Annotated in this window: 17 protein-coding genes; 12 read left to right on the top strand and 5 right to left on the bottom strand. The window is 43.8% G+C overall.

Annotation, left to right across the window (positions count from 1 at the left end):
- Nucleotides 1–94 precede the first annotated feature (94 nt).
- The 5 genes from OCU38_RS11550 to OCU38_RS11570 all read left to right on the top strand — a co-directional run bounded on the left by OCU38_RS11550 (nucleotide 95) and on the right by OCU38_RS11570 (nucleotide 4,918).
- Nucleotides 95–997 (top strand): 1,4-dihydroxy-2-naphthoate polyprenyltransferase, encoded by a 903-nt coding sequence (locus OCU38_RS11550; protein WP_390625260.1) that lies wholly within the window; start codon nucleotides 95–97, stop codon nucleotides 995–997.
- An 87-nt stretch (nucleotides 998–1,084) separates the two neighbouring features.
- Nucleotides 1,085–1,597, top strand: a complete 513-nt coding sequence (gene rraA, locus OCU38_RS11555; protein WP_261823158.1) for a ribonuclease E activity regulator RraA — start codon at nucleotides 1,085–1,087, stop codon at nucleotides 1,595–1,597.
- Between the two features lie 184 nt (nucleotides 1,598–1,781).
- Nucleotides 1,782–3,197 (top strand): SLC13 family permease, encoded by a 1,416-nt coding sequence (locus tag OCU38_RS11560; protein WP_261823159.1) that lies wholly within the window; start codon nucleotides 1,782–1,784, stop codon nucleotides 3,195–3,197.
- 12 nt (nucleotides 3,198–3,209) lie between these two features.
- Nucleotides 3,210–3,929, top strand: a complete 720-nt coding sequence (locus tag OCU38_RS11565) for a glycerophosphodiester phosphodiesterase (protein WP_261823160.1) — start codon at nucleotides 3,210–3,212, stop codon at nucleotides 3,927–3,929.
- A gap of 101 nt (nucleotides 3,930–4,030) precedes the next feature.
- Nucleotides 4,031–4,918: a DMT family transporter gene (locus tag OCU38_RS11570; RefSeq protein WP_261824284.1), complete on the top strand. Its 888-nt coding sequence runs from the start codon at nucleotides 4,031–4,033 to the stop codon at nucleotides 4,916–4,918.
- Between the two features lie 18 nt (nucleotides 4,919–4,936).
- Here OCU38_RS11570 and epmA read toward each other — a convergent pair whose 3' ends face one another.
- Entirely contained in the window at nucleotides 4,937–5,911 is a 975-nt protein-coding gene (gene epmA, locus OCU38_RS11575) for an elongation factor P--(R)-beta-lysine ligase (protein WP_261823161.1), read from the bottom strand.
- Nucleotides 5,912–6,138: 227 nt separating this feature from the next.
- On the opposite strand from epmA, the gene frdA reads away from it, so the two are divergent.
- From frdA to frdD, 4 genes are read left to right on the top strand one after another with little or no spacing between them, the layout of a single operon-like run.
- Complete coding sequence (gene frdA, locus OCU38_RS11580; protein ID WP_261823162.1) at nucleotides 6,139–7,962, top strand: fumarate reductase (quinol) flavoprotein subunit; 1,824 nt, start codon at nucleotides 6,139–6,141, stop codon at nucleotides 7,960–7,962.
- Entirely contained in the window at nucleotides 7,959–8,699 is a 741-nt protein-coding gene (locus OCU38_RS11585; protein WP_315972565.1) for a succinate dehydrogenase/fumarate reductase iron-sulfur subunit, read from the top strand. Before frdA ends, OCU38_RS11585 begins: the two co-directional genes overlap by 4 nt.
- On the top strand, nucleotides 8,699–9,082 hold the full coding sequence (gene frdC / locus OCU38_RS11590) for a fumarate reductase subunit FrdC (RefSeq protein ID WP_261823164.1): 384 nt from the start codon (nucleotides 8,699–8,701) through the stop codon (nucleotides 9,080–9,082). The genes OCU38_RS11585 and frdC overlap by 1 nt, the downstream gene beginning before the upstream one ends.
- A gap of 10 nt (nucleotides 9,083–9,092) precedes the next feature.
- The gene (gene frdD / locus OCU38_RS11595; protein WP_261823165.1) at nucleotides 9,093–9,455 is read left to right on the top strand and encodes a fumarate reductase subunit FrdD; all 363 of its coding nucleotides are present in this window, start codon (nucleotides 9,093–9,095) and stop codon (nucleotides 9,453–9,455) included.
- 70 nt (nucleotides 9,456–9,525) lie between these two features.
- On the opposite strand, the gene efp is transcribed toward frdD, so the two are convergent.
- A complete protein-coding gene (gene efp / locus OCU38_RS11600; protein ID WP_261823166.1) occupies nucleotides 9,526–10,092 on the bottom strand; it encodes an elongation factor P in 567 nt (188 codons plus the stop codon).
- A gap of 33 nt (nucleotides 10,093–10,125) precedes the next feature.
- Here efp and epmB point away from each other — a divergent pair, with 33 nt between their 5' ends.
- Nucleotides 10,126–11,148 carry an EF-P beta-lysylation protein EpmB gene (epmB, locus tag OCU38_RS11605; protein WP_261823167.1) on the top strand — a complete coding sequence of 341 codons (1,023 nt, stop codon included), beginning with the start codon at nucleotides 10,126–10,128 and terminating at the stop codon, nucleotides 11,146–11,148.
- A gap of 69 nt (nucleotides 11,149–11,217) precedes the next feature.
- Here the strand turns inward: epmB and OCU38_RS11610 are convergent, their stop codons facing one another.
- Nucleotides 11,218–11,781 carry a VC2662 family protein gene (locus OCU38_RS11610; RefSeq protein WP_261823168.1) on the bottom strand — a complete coding sequence of 188 codons (564 nt, stop codon included), beginning with the start codon at nucleotides 11,779–11,781 and terminating at the stop codon, nucleotides 11,218–11,220.
- 186 nt (nucleotides 11,782–11,967) lie between these two features.
- Nucleotides 11,968–13,560 (bottom strand): ABC-F family ATPase, encoded by a 1,593-nt coding sequence (locus tag OCU38_RS11615; RefSeq protein ID WP_261823169.1) that lies wholly within the window; start codon nucleotides 13,558–13,560, stop codon nucleotides 11,968–11,970.
- Between the two features lie 334 nt (nucleotides 13,561–13,894).
- Here OCU38_RS11615 and OCU38_RS11620 point away from each other — a divergent pair, with 334 nt between their 5' ends.
- Nucleotides 13,895–14,443 (top strand): hypothetical protein, encoded by a 549-nt coding sequence (locus OCU38_RS11620; protein WP_261823170.1) that lies wholly within the window; start codon nucleotides 13,895–13,897, stop codon nucleotides 14,441–14,443.
- An 80-nt stretch (nucleotides 14,444–14,523) separates the two neighbouring features.
- Entirely contained in the window at nucleotides 14,524–14,697 is a 174-nt protein-coding gene (locus OCU38_RS11625; RefSeq protein WP_261823171.1) for a hypothetical protein, read from the top strand.
- A gap of 105 nt (nucleotides 14,698–14,802) precedes the next feature.
- Here the strand turns inward: OCU38_RS11625 and OCU38_RS11630 are convergent, their stop codons facing one another.
- Entirely contained in the window at nucleotides 14,803–16,239 is a 1,437-nt protein-coding gene (locus OCU38_RS11630) for an ATP-binding cassette domain-containing protein (RefSeq protein ID WP_261823172.1), read from the bottom strand.
- Between the last annotated feature and the right edge of the window lie 43 nt (nucleotides 16,240–16,282).

Here is a 16,282-nt window from a genome sequence, read left to right on the forward strand (position 1 = left end):
GCTTCTCAATACCTTACTTAGGCCATTGTAATTTGATCAAATGGAAAATAGATTTGCTATACTCAATCACTGTCATTTTAACGTAAAAAGCTATATTACTTTGTCTGCTTCTCATTGGTTATCAGCCGCTCGACCTAAAACATTACCCCTGGCTCTAACTTCCATCGTAACCGGAAGTTGCTTGGCCTATACCCATCAGCATTTTTCATGGAGCGTCAGTCTGCTTGCTTTGCTGACCGCGACTCTATTGCAAATTTTATCAAACCTTGCCAATGATTATGGTGACTCTCAACAAGGAACTGATAATCAAGATAGATTGGGGCCTACTAGAGCGATACAGTCGGGCGAGATAAGTCCTACGCAAATGAAGATAGCAATGATTGTGTGTTCGCTCCTGAGTTTACTCTCAGGATTGGCGCTAATTCTATCATCATTAACCACCATAGTAGATATAGGTATCTTCCTTGGCTTAGGCGTTTTAGCTATATTCTGCGCCATTGCTTATACCGTAGGTAAACGACCTTACGGGTATATGGGGCTGGGTGATTTAGCCGTTTATGTCTTTTTTGGGCTACTGGGAGTGGGCGGAACCTATTACCTACACGCACTCAGTATCACCGCTGATTTATTGCTACCCGCCACAGCCACCGGATTACTAGCAGTAGCCGTTCTCAACATCAACAATATGCGCGATCTTGATAACGACCAAACACACGGCAAAACAACCGTGGCGGTTCGTTTAGGTTTAGGTAAAGCTAAGCTATATCACGCACTATTAATCTCTTTAGCTTGGCTGTCCTATTTTGCCTTTGTACTAAACAGTCACTGTAACCCATTGAGCTTATTGCTTACGGTTGCTATTTTAATACCGAGTGCATTGCATTTACGCGCACTCAATCGTGCGAAAGACAGTTTAGCTATTGCCCCATTGATGGCTGGAGTGGTAAAACTGGCATTAGTAGCCAATGTATTATTTTCTTTGGCTATCATTGTTTAGTAAAAAGGTTAACTTGCGTCAATTATCAATTGCCATTGCAAGATATACTCTAGTTTGGGAATACTAACTTAGAAGGTGACACCGATTATGGAATACAATACTTCAGCCCTGTGTGATGTTTACTTAGATCAGGTTGATGTCGTAGAACCAATGTTTAGCAATTTTGGTGGTAGTGCGTCATTTGCCGGTCAAGTCACCACCATAAAATGCTTTGAAGACAATGGACTGATACGCGAAGTTCTCGATCAAGGCGGGCAAGGTAGAGTATTACTTATCGACGGCGGTGGTTCCCTGCGACGTGCATTAATTGATGCTGAAATTGCCTCTCTTGCAGAAGAAAACGAATGGGAAGGCATTGTAGTGTACGGTTCCGTTCGTGAAGTAGACGAACTGGAAGACATGAATATTGGTATCCAAGCACTGGCTTCTATCCCTGTTGGTGCAAGCCAAACGGATGTCGGTGAAGTGGATGTACCGGTTAACTTTGGTGGTGTGAGCTTCTTACCTGAAGACTATATCTACGCCGACAACACTGGCATCATCTTGTCACAAGAAGAGTTAGACACAAATTTCGAGATAGAGGATGAAGAACTAGCCTAAGCGCTAAACTTCTTAAACTTTATCCCACAAGAAAGCAGTTCGAGAAAATCGAGCTGCTTTTTTTTGATTAAAAGCAAATTACTTACAAATAAACAGCATTATTAGTTGAAAAGGTGTGAGAAAGCCAAACACTTGCAACAAGTTTTCGATAATCTGCAACTTCGCATAAAAAGGAAGTGATGGGATGAACAAAGAAAACTCAAATCAAATAGCTAAAATAGGTTTTTGCCTCTTAATACCTATTCTCATACTAGCTATGCCAAGTGCTTGGATCCCAATCCAAGATATCACTGTGGTGCAGCAACGCCTACTTGCCATCTTTGTGATGTCTGCATTGCTGTGGGTACTTGAGCCTGTCCCTGTGTTTGCGACTTCAATCTTAATTATTACCCTTGAGCTGATTTTCTTATCCGATAAAGGGCTGACCGTTTTAAGGGTCGATCACGCCAATGAAGCCTTTGGCACGCTGATTCCCTACACCGATATTTTAGGCTCATTCTCATCACCGATCATCATTCTATTTATGGGTGGTTTTGCGTTGGCAATTGCAGCATCCAAATATCAGCTCGATAACAACTTAGCGCGAGTTCTATTAAAACCCTTTGGCACCAAGCCTAAGTACATCATGCTAGGTTTAATGTTGATTACCGCTGTGTTCTCGATGTTTATGTCAAACACCGCCACCACTGTGATGATGCTGGCGCTACTTGGGCCAATTGTTGCCTCAGCCAAACCCGGCGATCTTGGAATTAAAGCGCTGGTATTGTGTATCCCTATTGCGGCTAACACCGGTGGTATTGCAACGCCCATTGGTACACCGCCAAACGCCATTGCTTTGCAATATCTGACTGGGGAAAACAGCATCGACTTTTTAAGTTGGATGCTATTTGGTTTACCGTTTGTCATTGTGCAACTGGCGATTGCATGGGTACTTTTGCAAAAACTGTTCCCTTCATCTGAAGAAAAAATGGTGCTCTCTTTAGAAGGTACATTCCTAAAATCATGGAAAGCGATTGTGGTCTACATTACCTTTGCCCTGACCATCATTCTTTGGATGACCACTAAACTGCACGGCATGAATACCTACGTTGTATCCGTTATTCCATTGGCGGTCTTTACCTTAACCGGAATTATGGGCAAAACTGAAATTAAGCAGATCAACTGGGATGTACTTTGGTTAGTTGCCGGTGGTATCGCCATTGGTTTGGCCTTGGATAAAACAGGGCTAGCCAGTGCTTTAGCGCATTCGATTGATTATCAGAGCCTATCTCCAGTGGCAGTGGTCATCACCTTATCGATTATTTGCTGGCTGATGGCGAACTTTATGTCCAACACCGCAACCGCTAACTTATTGATGCCGATTGCAGCCGCCATTGGCGCCTCTATGCCAAGCCTAGTGGCAGTAGGTGGTTTACAAGGGCTGTTAGTGGTCGTCGCCTTCTCTGCATCACTGGGTATGATTTTACCTGTGTCCACGCCTCCTAACTCACTAGCGTATTCAACGGGCTTAATTGAAAGCAAAGATATGGCTAAAACTGGGGTTATTTTGGGCATTGTAGGTTTGGCTCTGGTGTATATTGCTATGTTCTTGCTTACTTAAAAAGGAAAAACCATGCTGGTGATTGCGCACCGAGGGGCGAGAGAAACTCACCCAGAAAACACTTTGCTTGCCTTTGAACAAGCATTGGCAGGCGGAGCTACCGCCATTGAATTGGATGTCCACCAGCATCACAGTGAGTTATTAGTTATTCATGATAGCTGGGTCAACCGCACCACCAATGGTTCAGGCCCACTCAGCTGGTTTTCGCTAGAGAAGCTCCAACAGCTCGATGCAGGGCAAGGTGAACACATCCCCACGCTCAAGGAAACCCTGCAAGCCTTATCAGGTCGCTGCGCCTTAAATATCGAACTCAAAGGCATGGATGATATGGCGCTTTTGCTGGAGCATTTAGACTACGCCATTACCCACTGTCAGTTCAGCAATGAACAGTTGCTTGTGTCCTCGTTCAATCATCATTGGTTAGCCGAGTTAAACCGTCTACGTCCTACCACTAAAATAGCGGCCCTAACCGCCAACAAGCCGATTGGCTTATGTCAATTTGCCCAACAGTTAAATGCCTATAGCATCAATGTCGATCTCGATGTGGTGGATAGCGAAATGGTGCAAGACGCCAAAAATCGCGGTTTAAAAGTGTTTGTGTACACCGTTAATCGTCCGCAAGATTGGCAACGCCTGCACAACATGGGAGTGGATGGTATTTTCTGTGATACACCGAGTAAAGCCGTTGCCTGCTTCTGCACTGAAACGACTCAACGCCCTTTTTGGCCCTAATGCAATAAAGGCACGATAAAAGCGCAATAAAGACAAGGGTTTCTAATCGACACAATATGGGGCATATTGATGCTACCTTTTAAGCAACTTCAATAATGACCATGGGATACGAATGGTTGGCCCTTGCTGCGGCCTTCTTATGGGCAATATCTAGCCTTATATCTGTTAAACCTGCTCGCCACTTAGGGCCTTTTGCCTATAGCCGCTGGCGAATGGGTTGTACCGCCGTCATGCTTACCGCAATGGCGTTCATCACCGGTGGATGGAGCACTGTAAGCAGTGTACATGTCACGCCTATGGCCCTCTCAGGGCTGATTGGTATCTTTATTGGTGATACCGCACTGTTTGCCTGTATGAACCGTATGGGGCCAAGACGCGCTGGATTACTCTTCTCTTGTCATGCAGTTTTCTCTGCGGTGATCGGCTACTGGCTGTTTAACGAAAAATGGCAGGGGCTAGAACTGCTCGGCGCTATTTTGGTATTTTCTGGGGTGGTGATCGCCATCTTTTTTGGGCGTAAGCAAACTGAGCAACATGATTGGGAAGCCTTGCAAGGCAAAATGAACATCAGCATTGGCATTGGTCTGTTGGCTGCGCTGTGCCAAGCCCTAGGTGGCATTATTGCTAAACCTGTCATGCAAACCGATATTGACCCTGTCGCCGCCTCAGCGATTCGTATGATTACCGCTTTTGTTGCTCACTCCCTATTTTTAGCTTGCGGAGCCAAACAAGCAAAAGCCGTCCATCGTATTAACTTGAAGATTTTTGCTATTACGGCATTAAATGGCTTTTTGGCGATGGCGGTCGGAATGACCTTAATCTTGTATGCGTTGCAAGAAGGTAATGTAGGTATGGTTGCGCTACTCTCTTCCACCACCCCTATTATGATACTGCCGCTGTTGTGGTTTATCACCAAACAACGACCAAATCGCTACGCATGGTATGGCGCGATTTTAGCCGTTGTCGGTACTGGCTTGATTGTCAGTTAAATGGGCTGTTAGAGAAGGTTACGCACGAGAAAAGGTAAACGCGGTAATATCGTTGATATGCTGTTGCTGACACGCCAGCATAATCAATCTATCTATGCCTAACGCAACCCCCGAGCACTGTGGCAAGCCATGACGCAGTGCTTCAATCAGATGATAATCGATCGGTTGCGGCGCTAACCCCATTTGCTGACGTTTCGTATTGTCATCTTCAAAGCGGCGCAATTGCTCTTCAGGGTTATCCAGTTCATGGAAGCCATTAGCTAACTCTATGCCTTTAAAATATACCTCAAAGCGATCAGCCACTCGCTTATCACCAGCATTAATTTTCGCCAGTGCGGCTTGTGAAGCAGGGAAGTCATAAACAAAAGCCGGCGCTTGTTGCCCTATTTTCTCTTCTACTCCCACACTAAATAACAGCTGTAGCAAAGTATCTCTGTCCGATTCTTTCTCGGCTATATCGGCTAACCCCAACGAAGCTGCGACCGTTTTTAACTCAGGCATACTCGCTTCGAGTGGGCAGACATTAAGCACCGAAAGAAAGGCTTGTTGGTAGGTCATGCGATTGGCTTTATTGCACCCTAAAACCAACTGCAACAGTTGCTCCATTTCATCCATCAGATCATGATGATCAAATCCCACTCGATACCACTCTAAAAGAGTAAATTCAGGATTGTGATAGCGGCCAGCCTCTTCGTTGCGAAAAGCCTTCGCTATTTGATAAATACAACCGCTCCCAGCAGCCAGTAGACGTTTCATATGAAACTCTGGACTGGTCATAAAGTACAGCTTTTTACCATCAGCATACCCAGGGCCAACAAATTCAGTTTGAAAGGTATGCAGGTGAATGTCAGTAACTGTGGCATGACTCATAGCCGGTGTATCCACCTCCAACACACTTCGCTGAGCAAAGAATTGTCTGATTTTAGCTACGATTTCTGCTCTTCTTTTTAAAGACTGAATGCTAGCGGAAGGCTGCCAATTGGAAATAGTCATATCACGCCCTTTGCGGTAAATGGGATTTTATTCATCGAATCAGTTCCTATTTTCGCATGATAATGATCACATACCCCACTCTTTTTAGGGTTTTTGTGTTCTACTATTGCCAAATAACTAGATAAATCAATTTTTTCACGTCTCGTATCCTTTAAAATAGCTGATAGCATTTTTAATATTTCGATAATCACAAGCAGGTAAAACTGCCTACACTCTGGAGGATAACTGTGAAAGTATTACACACAGATATCGCGGTCATCGGCGCAGGGGGTGCCGGTCTTCGAACTGCTATCGCAGCAGCAGAAGCGAACCCTGAATTGGAAGTTGCATTGATTTCCAAAGTTTACCCAATGCGCTCGCACACTGTAGCGGCTGAGGGTGGATCTGCGGCCGTAGTCAAAGAAGAAGACAGCTTAGACAACCATTTCAATGATACTGTTGGTGGTGGTGACTGGCTTTGTGAACAAGACGTAGTTGAATACTTTGTCGAAAACGCAACCCGTGAAATGATCCAAATGGAGCAATGGGGTTGTCCGTGGAGCCGCAAAGAAAACGGCGAAATTAACGTTCGTCGCTTCGGTGGTATGAAAGTTGAACGCACTTGGTTTGCCGCTGATAAGACCGGCTTCCACATGCTGCATACTCTTTTCCAAACTTCGATTAAATATCCACAGATCAAACGTTTTGATGAGTACTTTGTGGTTGACCTTCTGGTTGTAGATAACGAAGTTCAAGGTTTAATTGCCATTCATATGGCTGAAGGTGAATTAGTCACCATCAAAGCAAAATCAGTTGTGCTTGCAACCGGTGGCGCAGGTCGTGTGTACCACACCAACACCAATGGCGGCATCGTAACAGGTGACGGCATGGCAATGGCTTATCGCCACGGTGTACCTCTTCGTGACATGGAATTTGTTCAGTATCACCCAACAGGTTTACCGGGTACGGGTATCTTGATGACTGAAGGTTGTCGTGGTGAAGGCGGTATTATCGTCAACAAAGATGGCTACCGTTACCTACAAGACTACGGTATGGGACCAGAAACTCCGGTTGGCCAACCGAAAAACAAACACATGGAGCTTGGCCCGCGCGATAAAGTATCGCAAGCATTCTGGCACGAGCAACAAAAAGGCAATACCATCAAGCACCCACTAGGTGATGTTGTGCATCTAGACCTTCGCCATTTAGGTGAAGAGTATCTACATGAGCGCCTGCCTTTCATCTGTGAACTGGCTAAAGCGTATGTCAACGTTGACCCAGCAAAAGAGCCTATCCCTATCCGCCCTACTGTTCACTACACCATGGGTGGTATTGAAACCAACCAAACTTGTGAAACACGCATCAAAGGTCTATTCGCGGTTGGTGAATGTGCTTCTGTTGGTCTACACGGTGCAAACCGCTTAGGCTCTAACTCTTTGGCTGAGTTTGTAGTGTTTGGTCGTGTAGCGGGTGAACACGCAGTAAAACGTGCCACTGAATTTGAAGGTTGGGACGACGACGCAATTAACTCTCAAGTTGAGTTGGTTGAAGCGCGCATTCAAGCTCTACTGGATCAAGAAGGCGACGAAAACTGGGCAACGATTCGTACTGAAATGGGCAACACTATGGAAGCTGGCTGTGGTATCTACCGCAGTGAAGATCTCATGCAAGAGACCATTGATAAGCTGACTGAGCTAAAAGAACGCTATAAGAAAATTAGCATCAAAGACAAAGGCAGAGTGTTCAACACTGACCTACTGTACGCTATCGAAGTGGGTTACGGCCTAGAAGTTGCAGAGGCTATGGCTCACTCAGCATTGCTGCGTAAGGAGTCTCGCGGTGCTCACCAACGTCTTGATGAAGGTTGTACAGAGCGTGATGATGAGAACTTCTTGAAGCACTCACTTGCATTCTACGCACCTCACAACGCGCCAAGCATCGACTACAGCCCTGTTAAAATCACCAAATCTCAACCTAAAGCTCGCCTGTACGGTGAGGCAGCTGAAGCGGCTGCTGCAGAAGAAAAAGCAGCAGAGAAAAAAGCTGCGGATAACGAGAAGGAGCAACAATAATGCCAACTCGAATTCAAAAAGTAGATATTCTGCGTTACGACCCAGAGAAAGACGCAGAACCGTACATGCAGTCCTTTGAAGTGCCGTTTGACGATACCATGTCTGTACTAGACGCGATTGGTTACATCAAAGACCACCTAGACAAAGACCTAGCCTATCGCTGGTCTTGCCGAATGGCGATCTGTGGTTCATGTGGCATCATGGTGGATAATGTACCAAAACTTGCCTGCAAAACTTTCCTACGTGATTACCCAAATGGGCTCACTATTGAACCGCTAGCAAACTTCCCAATCGAAAAAGATTTGATTGTAGATATGACGCCATTTATTGAGCGCCTAGAAGCTATCAAGCCTTACATCATTGGTAATGACCGCACTCCAGAGGATGGCACTAACCTGCAAACTCCAGAGCAAATGGCACGTTATAAGCAGTTTGCCGCTTGTATCAACTGTGGTCTTTGCTACGCAGCATGTCCTCAGTTTGGTTTAAACCCTGACTTCTTAGGCCCTGCGGCGCTAACCCTAGCGCATCGCTACAACCTAGATAGCCGTGACAACGGTAAACAAGAACGTATGGAACTTATCAACGGTGACAACGGTGCTTGGGGCTGTACATTTGTTGGTTACTGCTCTGTGGTATGTCCGAAGAGTGTTGATCCTGCAGGCGCGGTAAACCAAGGCAAGATTGAATCTTCAAAAGACTTTGTGATTGCTATGCTGAAACCGGAGGATGCGTAATGAGTAATCGTAAACCTTACGTACGTGATATGAAGCGTACGTGGTGGAAGAACCATCCTTTCTATCGTTTTTATATGGTGCGAGAAGCAACGGTTTTGCCGTTAATTCTATTTACTCTATTCATCACTATTGGTTTAGGCGCACTGGTTAAAGGACCAGAGGCTTGGGCTGGTTGGTTAGAGTTTATGAGCAACCCTATCGTCATTATTATTAATATTTTGGCGTTGCTAGGCAGCTTATTTCACGCATTTACCTTCTTCAATATGATGCCGCAGGTAATGCCGATGCGCTTCAAAGGGAAGCCTATCGATGGAAAAGCTATCGTACTAGCACAGTGGGCTGTTGTGGCCTTTATTTCTCTAATTGTTCTCGTCATTGTATAAGGAGTCGAATGTGATCAATAAACATCCAAAGCGTTCTGACGAACCCGTATGGTGGGGGCTGTTTGGTGCCGGTGGTTCATGGTTTGCCATGATCACCCCAGTAACGATTTTTGTGCTTGGTATTCTTGTACCACTTGGTATTATCGATGCTGATGCTATGAGCTACGAGCGAGTGTCTGCGTTTGTAAAAACCATCATAGGGGCATTGTTTGTTATCGCAACTATTGCGCTTCCTATGTGGCATGCAATGCACCGTGTACACCACGGTATGCACGACCTTAAACTGCACACAGGTGTTGCAGGTAAAGTAGCGGCTTACTTCATTGCGGCGTTCTTTAGTGGCTTAGCTGTGGTATTTGTCTTCATGGTGTAGCACTAAATTTGAGACAAACAAAAGGCCGCTGTGAAAACAGCGGCCTTTTTAATGTTTGCTTGTTAGTGGATTATTTTACACGTCCAACGTATTCGCCAGAGCGAGTATCACACTTAACAATTTCACCAATCTGGATGAATAAAGGAACACGAACAACAGCGCCTGTTGATAGTGTTGCTGGCTTACCGCCTGTACCTTGAGTATCACCTTTCAGACCTGGATCTGTTTCAACAACTTCAAGCTCAACAAAGTTTGGTGGAGTAACTACAATCGGGTTACCGTTCCAAAGAGTGATCATACAAGTGTTGTTTTCAACGAGCCATTTAGCGTTATCACCAACAGCTTTAACATCAGCAGCAATTTGCTCGAATGTTTCGTTGTTCATAAAGTGGTAGAATTCGCCGTCTGAATATAGATAATCTAGGTCGATATCTAGAACGTCAGCAAGCTCAACAGATTCACCAGACTTAAATGTTTTCTCTAGAACCTTGCCTGATAGTAGTTTACGAACTTTAACACGGTTAAATGCTTGGCCTTTACCCGGTTTTACATATTCGTTTTCTAGAATTGAACATGGCTCGTTATCGAGCATGAACTTTAAACCGCCCTTGAATTCATTGGTACTTACAGTAGCCATTTTTTCCTCTTTTTATTCTTAGAGTAAGTTTTAATGTCGCATATAATAACCCAAAAACCTGTATCTGTTGAAAAAAACTGGTTGCAACAATTGGCTAATGGGATCTCCGATCCTGCCGAACTACTCTCAATGCTTAATATTGACCCTCAAGATTGTGCAAATAGCTTGTCAGCTCGCAAACTTTTCGCACAACGAGTGCCTGTAAGCTTTGTTGAGAGAATGGAAAAAGGCAATATCAACGACCCTCTTTTGCTACAAGTTTTGCCTGTCGATGCAGAATTTAATGAAGTGGCTGGGTACAGCAAAGATCCCCTACAAGAACAAGACAACGAACAACCCAGTCTTCTACACAAATACAAAAGCCGTGTGCTATTGGTGTTTAAAGGCAGTTGCGCTATTAATTGCCGCTACTGTTTCCGTCGTCATTTCCCATACGCAGATAACAAAGGCAGTAAGTCTATTTGGCAAAACAGCTTAGACTATATTGCCCAGCATCCAGAAGTAAACGAAGTGATCCTCTCTGGTGGCGACCCTTTAATGGCTAAAGATCATGAACTGCAATGGTTCATCACTCAATTACAGCAAATTGAACATGTACGCACTTTGCGTATTCACTCTCGATTGCCTGTGGTGATTCCTGACCGAATTACTGACTCACTTTGTCGCATGCTACAAGAAAGCTCTTTAAATACGGTATTAGTGACTCATATTAATCATCCGAATGAGATCAATGCTGAGTTGGCAGCGGCTATGTTTAAGCTAAAACAAAGTCAGGTAACCTTGCTCAATCAAGGCGTTATGTTAAAGGGCGTGAATGATGAAGTGTCTGTGCTAAAAGCCCTCAGCGAGAAGCTTTTTGATGCCGGAATTTTACCTTACTACATGCACGTATTAGATAAAGTACAAGGCGCAGCACATTTTCATATCAGCGATGACCAAGCTCGACAGTTAATCGCAAACTTAATGAAAGAAGTTTCTGGCTATCTGGTGCCTTCGCTTACCCGAGAGATTGGTGGTAGAGCCAGCAAAACGCTGTTAGATCTGCATTTAGAATAGAAAAAACCTCGGCGAGACGCTGTCTCGTCGAGGTTCAATAATAAGGTGTATAAAATGCTGTAACGTCGATTACTTAGCAAAGTTCACGATAGGGAAACATTTAAAGAAGCCATTGTCAGCACAGTTAATTAGACCAATCTGTACGCCATCAATTTTTTCTGTTTTGTTGAAGATACCTAGCTGGAAGTTAGATTCTTTAGAAAGGCTCACCACAGCTACATCAGCAATAGTTTTACCTTTAGAGATGTTAGCCACACCCAAGTTTAGACCTTTTACATTGTTGGTAATGTTAACCGCACTCACGTTAGCACCTGTTGTATTACCTGGGTTCCAGTTAAATAGACCCAATGCCGCACCGGTCATTTGTTTATTAACCTTAGAACCACCAAAGAAAAAGCTTAAGTTAACCCCTGTCATGTTATCGCGCTCAGACATACCTAACACTGAGATGTCTAACCCTTTAACTTCACGAACTTGACCGTGTAATACAGACAGACGTACACCGCCTACAGAGTCTACATTTGGCGCATTAAAGCCATTTAGAGAAGAGAACATTACCGGCGCACTTTCAGCCATAGCAAAAGGTGAAGCAAGGGCAAGTGTCGCTGTTACTGCTAATAGTCGTTTTTTCATTTTAAAATCCATCTTATTGATTACAACTCTATTTGGCTTGGGTCTCAAACCGTCACCAATAAAGCATAAAACAAAATAAACTAATTGCATATGAAATATAATTATTTCATGTATTTATCCATAAAAAAGCCCCTGCAATTGCAAGGGCTGTCATCAATCAAAAAACGGAATTAGGCTTGGCTTTACTTAGCTCTCAATACCACGGTTTTTCAAGAACTCAGCATAGGTACCACGGAAGTCATTGATCTTACCGTCTTTAATTTCAAGAATACGAGTTGCCAACGAATCTACAAATACACGGTCGTGAGAAACGAAGAACAAAGTGCCCTTGTAGTTCTCAAGTGCCAAGTTTAGCGATTCGATAGATTCCATATCCATGTGGTTAGTAGGTTCATCCATCAATAAGATGTTTGGCTTGTGCATCATGATCTTGCCTAACAGCATACGACCTTGCTCACCACCAGACAGCACCTTAACGGGCTTCTTGATATCGTCTTGACCAAACAACATACGGCCTAAGAAGCTACGTACCACTTGCTCATCGTCGCCTTCTTGACGCCATTGCGCCATCCAGTCAAACACTTTCAAATCTTCTTCAAAGTCATGTGCATGATCTTGAGCGTAGTAACCAATGTTTGAGTTTTCAGACCACTTGTACTCACCGCCGCGAGGAGCGATTGAACCGGCTAATGTGTTCAGCAGCGTTGTTTTACCCACGCCGTTTTCACCGATGATCGCAACACGCTCGCCCACTTCAAAAATGGCATTAAAGTCAGCATATAAGTCGTCTTCAAAACCTTGCGTTAGGTTTTCAATCACCAAGGCATTACGGAACAACTCTTTAGATTGCTCAAAACGAATGAATGGGTTTTGACGGCTTGATGCTTTCACTTCATCCAGTTGGATCTTATCAATCTGCTTAGCACGAGAAGTGGCTTGTTTCGCTTTCGAAGCGTTTGCAGAGAAGCGAGAAACGAAAGTTTGCAGTTCAGCAATTTGCGCTTTTTTCTTAGCGTTATCAGACAACAGACGCTCACGAGCTTGAGTCGCTGCGGTCATGTATTCGTCGTAGTTGCCAGGGTATAGACGCAACTCACCGTAGTCTAAGTCAGCCATGTGAGTACATACTGAGTTTAAGAAGTGACGGTCATGCGAGATGATAATCATAGTGCAGTTACGTTGGTTCAACGTCTCTTCCAACCAACAGATAGTGTCCATATCCAAGTTGTTGGTAGGTTCATCAAGTAGCATGATATGCGGGTCAGCAAATAGCACCTGTGCCAATAGCACACGCAATTTCCAACCTGGAGCGACTTCGCTCATCAGGCCGTAATGCTGCTCTTCTGGAATACCGACCGCAAGCAATAATTCGCCCGCTTTCGCTTCCGCCATGTAACCGTCCATTTCCGCGAACTCAACCTCAAGGTCAGCCACTTTCATGCCATCTTCTTCACTCATTTCTGCTAATGAGTAGATACGGTCACGCTCTTGCTTTACTGCCCAAAGCTCTTTGTAACCCATAACAACGGTATCGATTACAGTAAATTCTTCGTAGGCAAACTGGTCCTGATTTAGCTTAGCCACGCGTTCATTAGGATCGTAACTAACATTACCACCAGAAGGCTCAAGTTCGCCGCTCAAGATCTTCATGAAAGTGGACTTACCACAACCATTTGCACCGATCAGACCGTAGCGATTGCCCTCGCCAAATTTAACCGAGATATTTTCAAATAAAGGCTTAGCGCCAAATTGTTGAGTGATGTTAGCTGTGGAAATCAAATCAGACCCTTATGCGTTGAATATTTTTAACCGCGCAAAGGTACTCGTTTGCGGGAAAAATAGCCAGTAAAGTTTGAGCTAGAGCACAGGTTTATAGCCTTTAATCTATAAAATAATAAACTCGTATTCATCAATATGAGCTAATTCTCTATTTGGATATTCATTTTGAATTGAAGTAGCACCAAAGAACACATTAATAATCATCAAACGAGCATTTTCAAATTAACAAAATTTCGTAACCTCCTTAACAATTATGAAGTTAGATATTGAAATTTAATAGCTAAATCCCCATATTCCTAAAATATCTTATTGTGTAACTCGATAAAGGATACCAATGTTATCGTCTGACGAACTCAAAATAATGGCATTTAGTAAAGCTTGTAAAGAAGCTAACAGACGGTTGCCCGATGACATTTCTTTAGCTCTACCGAGCGGAAAGACCAATGAAGATATTCAAAATCTCAAAGAAAAAGGACTTCTATGTTGGGATTTTAATAATCTAAAACAACCCTTTAAGACCCCTGTAAGTAATCCAGAGCATCAATTATCTTGTATAGCCTATTATGGAAATACATCTAATGGCTACTATTGTGTTGGTTATGTTTTAGGGTGTGTAAACAAAGAAAGTACAGCCATAGAAATAAATTTTATTGAAAAAAGAAGTGATGCCGGAGTTGACCTGAAGTCAAATTTTTTACCTGTAATTGTTGACGCTTTTACTGCATATGGGTTATTACTTAATGTATTAGGACAAGCAAGAATTAATAAACTTGTACTTGTTGGTCCTGTTGAGGGGGTAAGACATTACTACGAGAGCTCAGGGTGGCAGTACTCAGCTGACTACCTAGGGACCGATGCATATGTGAGTTTCATTGATACTTGAGTCTGCTAGAATTGTGTATATAATACACAGCCAATTAGAGATAACGTCTAGTTGTCTACCGCTGTAAGCGAGGTAAAACCATGAAAGAAATTCAAGTTACCAAACAGAAAGTGAATGAGATCCTTTCTAACATGTATAAAAATGGCAAATCACCATCAGAAAGATTTGGCTTAACTTGGGATTCACTATCTGAGCTTGAAAGTAACAACCCACAATTAACTTACAAAACTGCTCACAAGTGTAAGACCGCTTGATAGATTAAGTTTCAAAAAAGCCTCCATTTTGGAGGCTTTTTTATACCAACAGAACAACTAAGTTAATACAAAAAGATCTTCTCTTACTAGCATTTGCAATAACAATTAACCAATCACCAGTTGATGGCCTTCGGCGACAGGTTCAAAGTCAATGAAGTGGTCGATGGCTTCTAGGGCATCTTCTGCGTAGTGGGTCACGTACAGCAGTTGGCTCATGTTGGTTTTGGCAATACGGTTTAGCACAAAGAACACCAACTTGCGGTTAATGTAATCAAGCCCTTGGTACGGTTCATCTAGCACCAGTAATGCAGGTTGCTTAATTAAGGCGCGGCCAATCAGTAATAGTCGCTGCTGTCCGTAATCTAAACTCTTAAAGCCAATTTTCTCAAACTCGCTCATTTCCAGCACTTTTAACCATTGCTGGGCAAGTTGAATCTGTTTCTTACTCGGCTTTTCATACAAACCGATGCTATCAAAGAAACCCGACAGTAATACGTCTAACGCACTGCAATTCACACGATACTGCAAATGCAGTGCTGACGACACTATACCGATTTGCTTCTTGATATCCCAAATGCTTTCGCCAGAACCGCGCTTCATACCTAGCACAGAAATGTCATTGCTGTAGCACTGCGGATGGTCACCCATGATCAAGCCTAGTAAGGTGCTTTTACCACAGCCATTTGGCCCACGGATTTGCCAGTGCTGACCTATTTTAGCTTGCCAAGTAAAGTCTTTGAAAATGACCCCATCCAGATATTCCACTTTGACGTTTTGCATATCAATTAAGGGATCGAGCAGCTGCTTTTGCTCATGGTAAGACTCAAGAAGCTCAAACACACCGCCACTCTTTTGTTGTGACAGTTTCTTGATGTGTTGCTTGATAGGATGGTTGTGCCACTCTTCTAAGGTCATGGTTTGGGTCAAAGAGTGATGGTCAAACAAAGCGACATGGCTGATACAAGTTGGCAGTTCATCTTCACGAGAGGTAATTACGATCAGTTGCATCTGCTCGGCACACACGTTAAGTAGCTGACTTAGAGCCAGTCGGTGCGCAGTATCTAACCCTGTATAAGGTTCATCCAGAATCAATAGTTGCGGCTTGGTCACTAAAGCGCGAGCAAGCATAGCGCGACGTGTTTCGCCCGTAGAAAGTTGACGGAAAGGACGCTGACGCAATTCACCCAGATCGGTTTTCTCAATCACCTCTTCCAGCTCGGCTTGGGTACAACCCATGTTTAAGATCAGTTGTTCAACCGTTGAACCGTAATCAATGCTGTCTTGAAAGTCAGTTTCGTCTTTTGCGATCTCTTCTTCTAATAAGCGTTGCTGATGAAGCAAAGAGACACACGCGATACGTTGCGGGCTATCCAATACCTCACCTGAGTTCGCTTCGAGTTCACCACTTAACAACTGAACAATTAGCGCTGAACACTGACTTTGTGAAGAAAATATCCCCCAATGCTGGCCCGCTTCAATTTGCCAATCAGCAATAGACAACTCCGCCATGCCATCCTTGTACTTCAATTTCTGTATGTGCATCTTTTTTCTCTAACTGTTCAGATGAACTTAGTGTGCAAGATAT

This window comes from Vibrio neonatus (assembly GCF_024346975.1).
Classification (GTDB): domain Bacteria; phylum Pseudomonadota; class Gammaproteobacteria; order Enterobacterales; family Vibrionaceae; genus Vibrio; species Vibrio neonatus.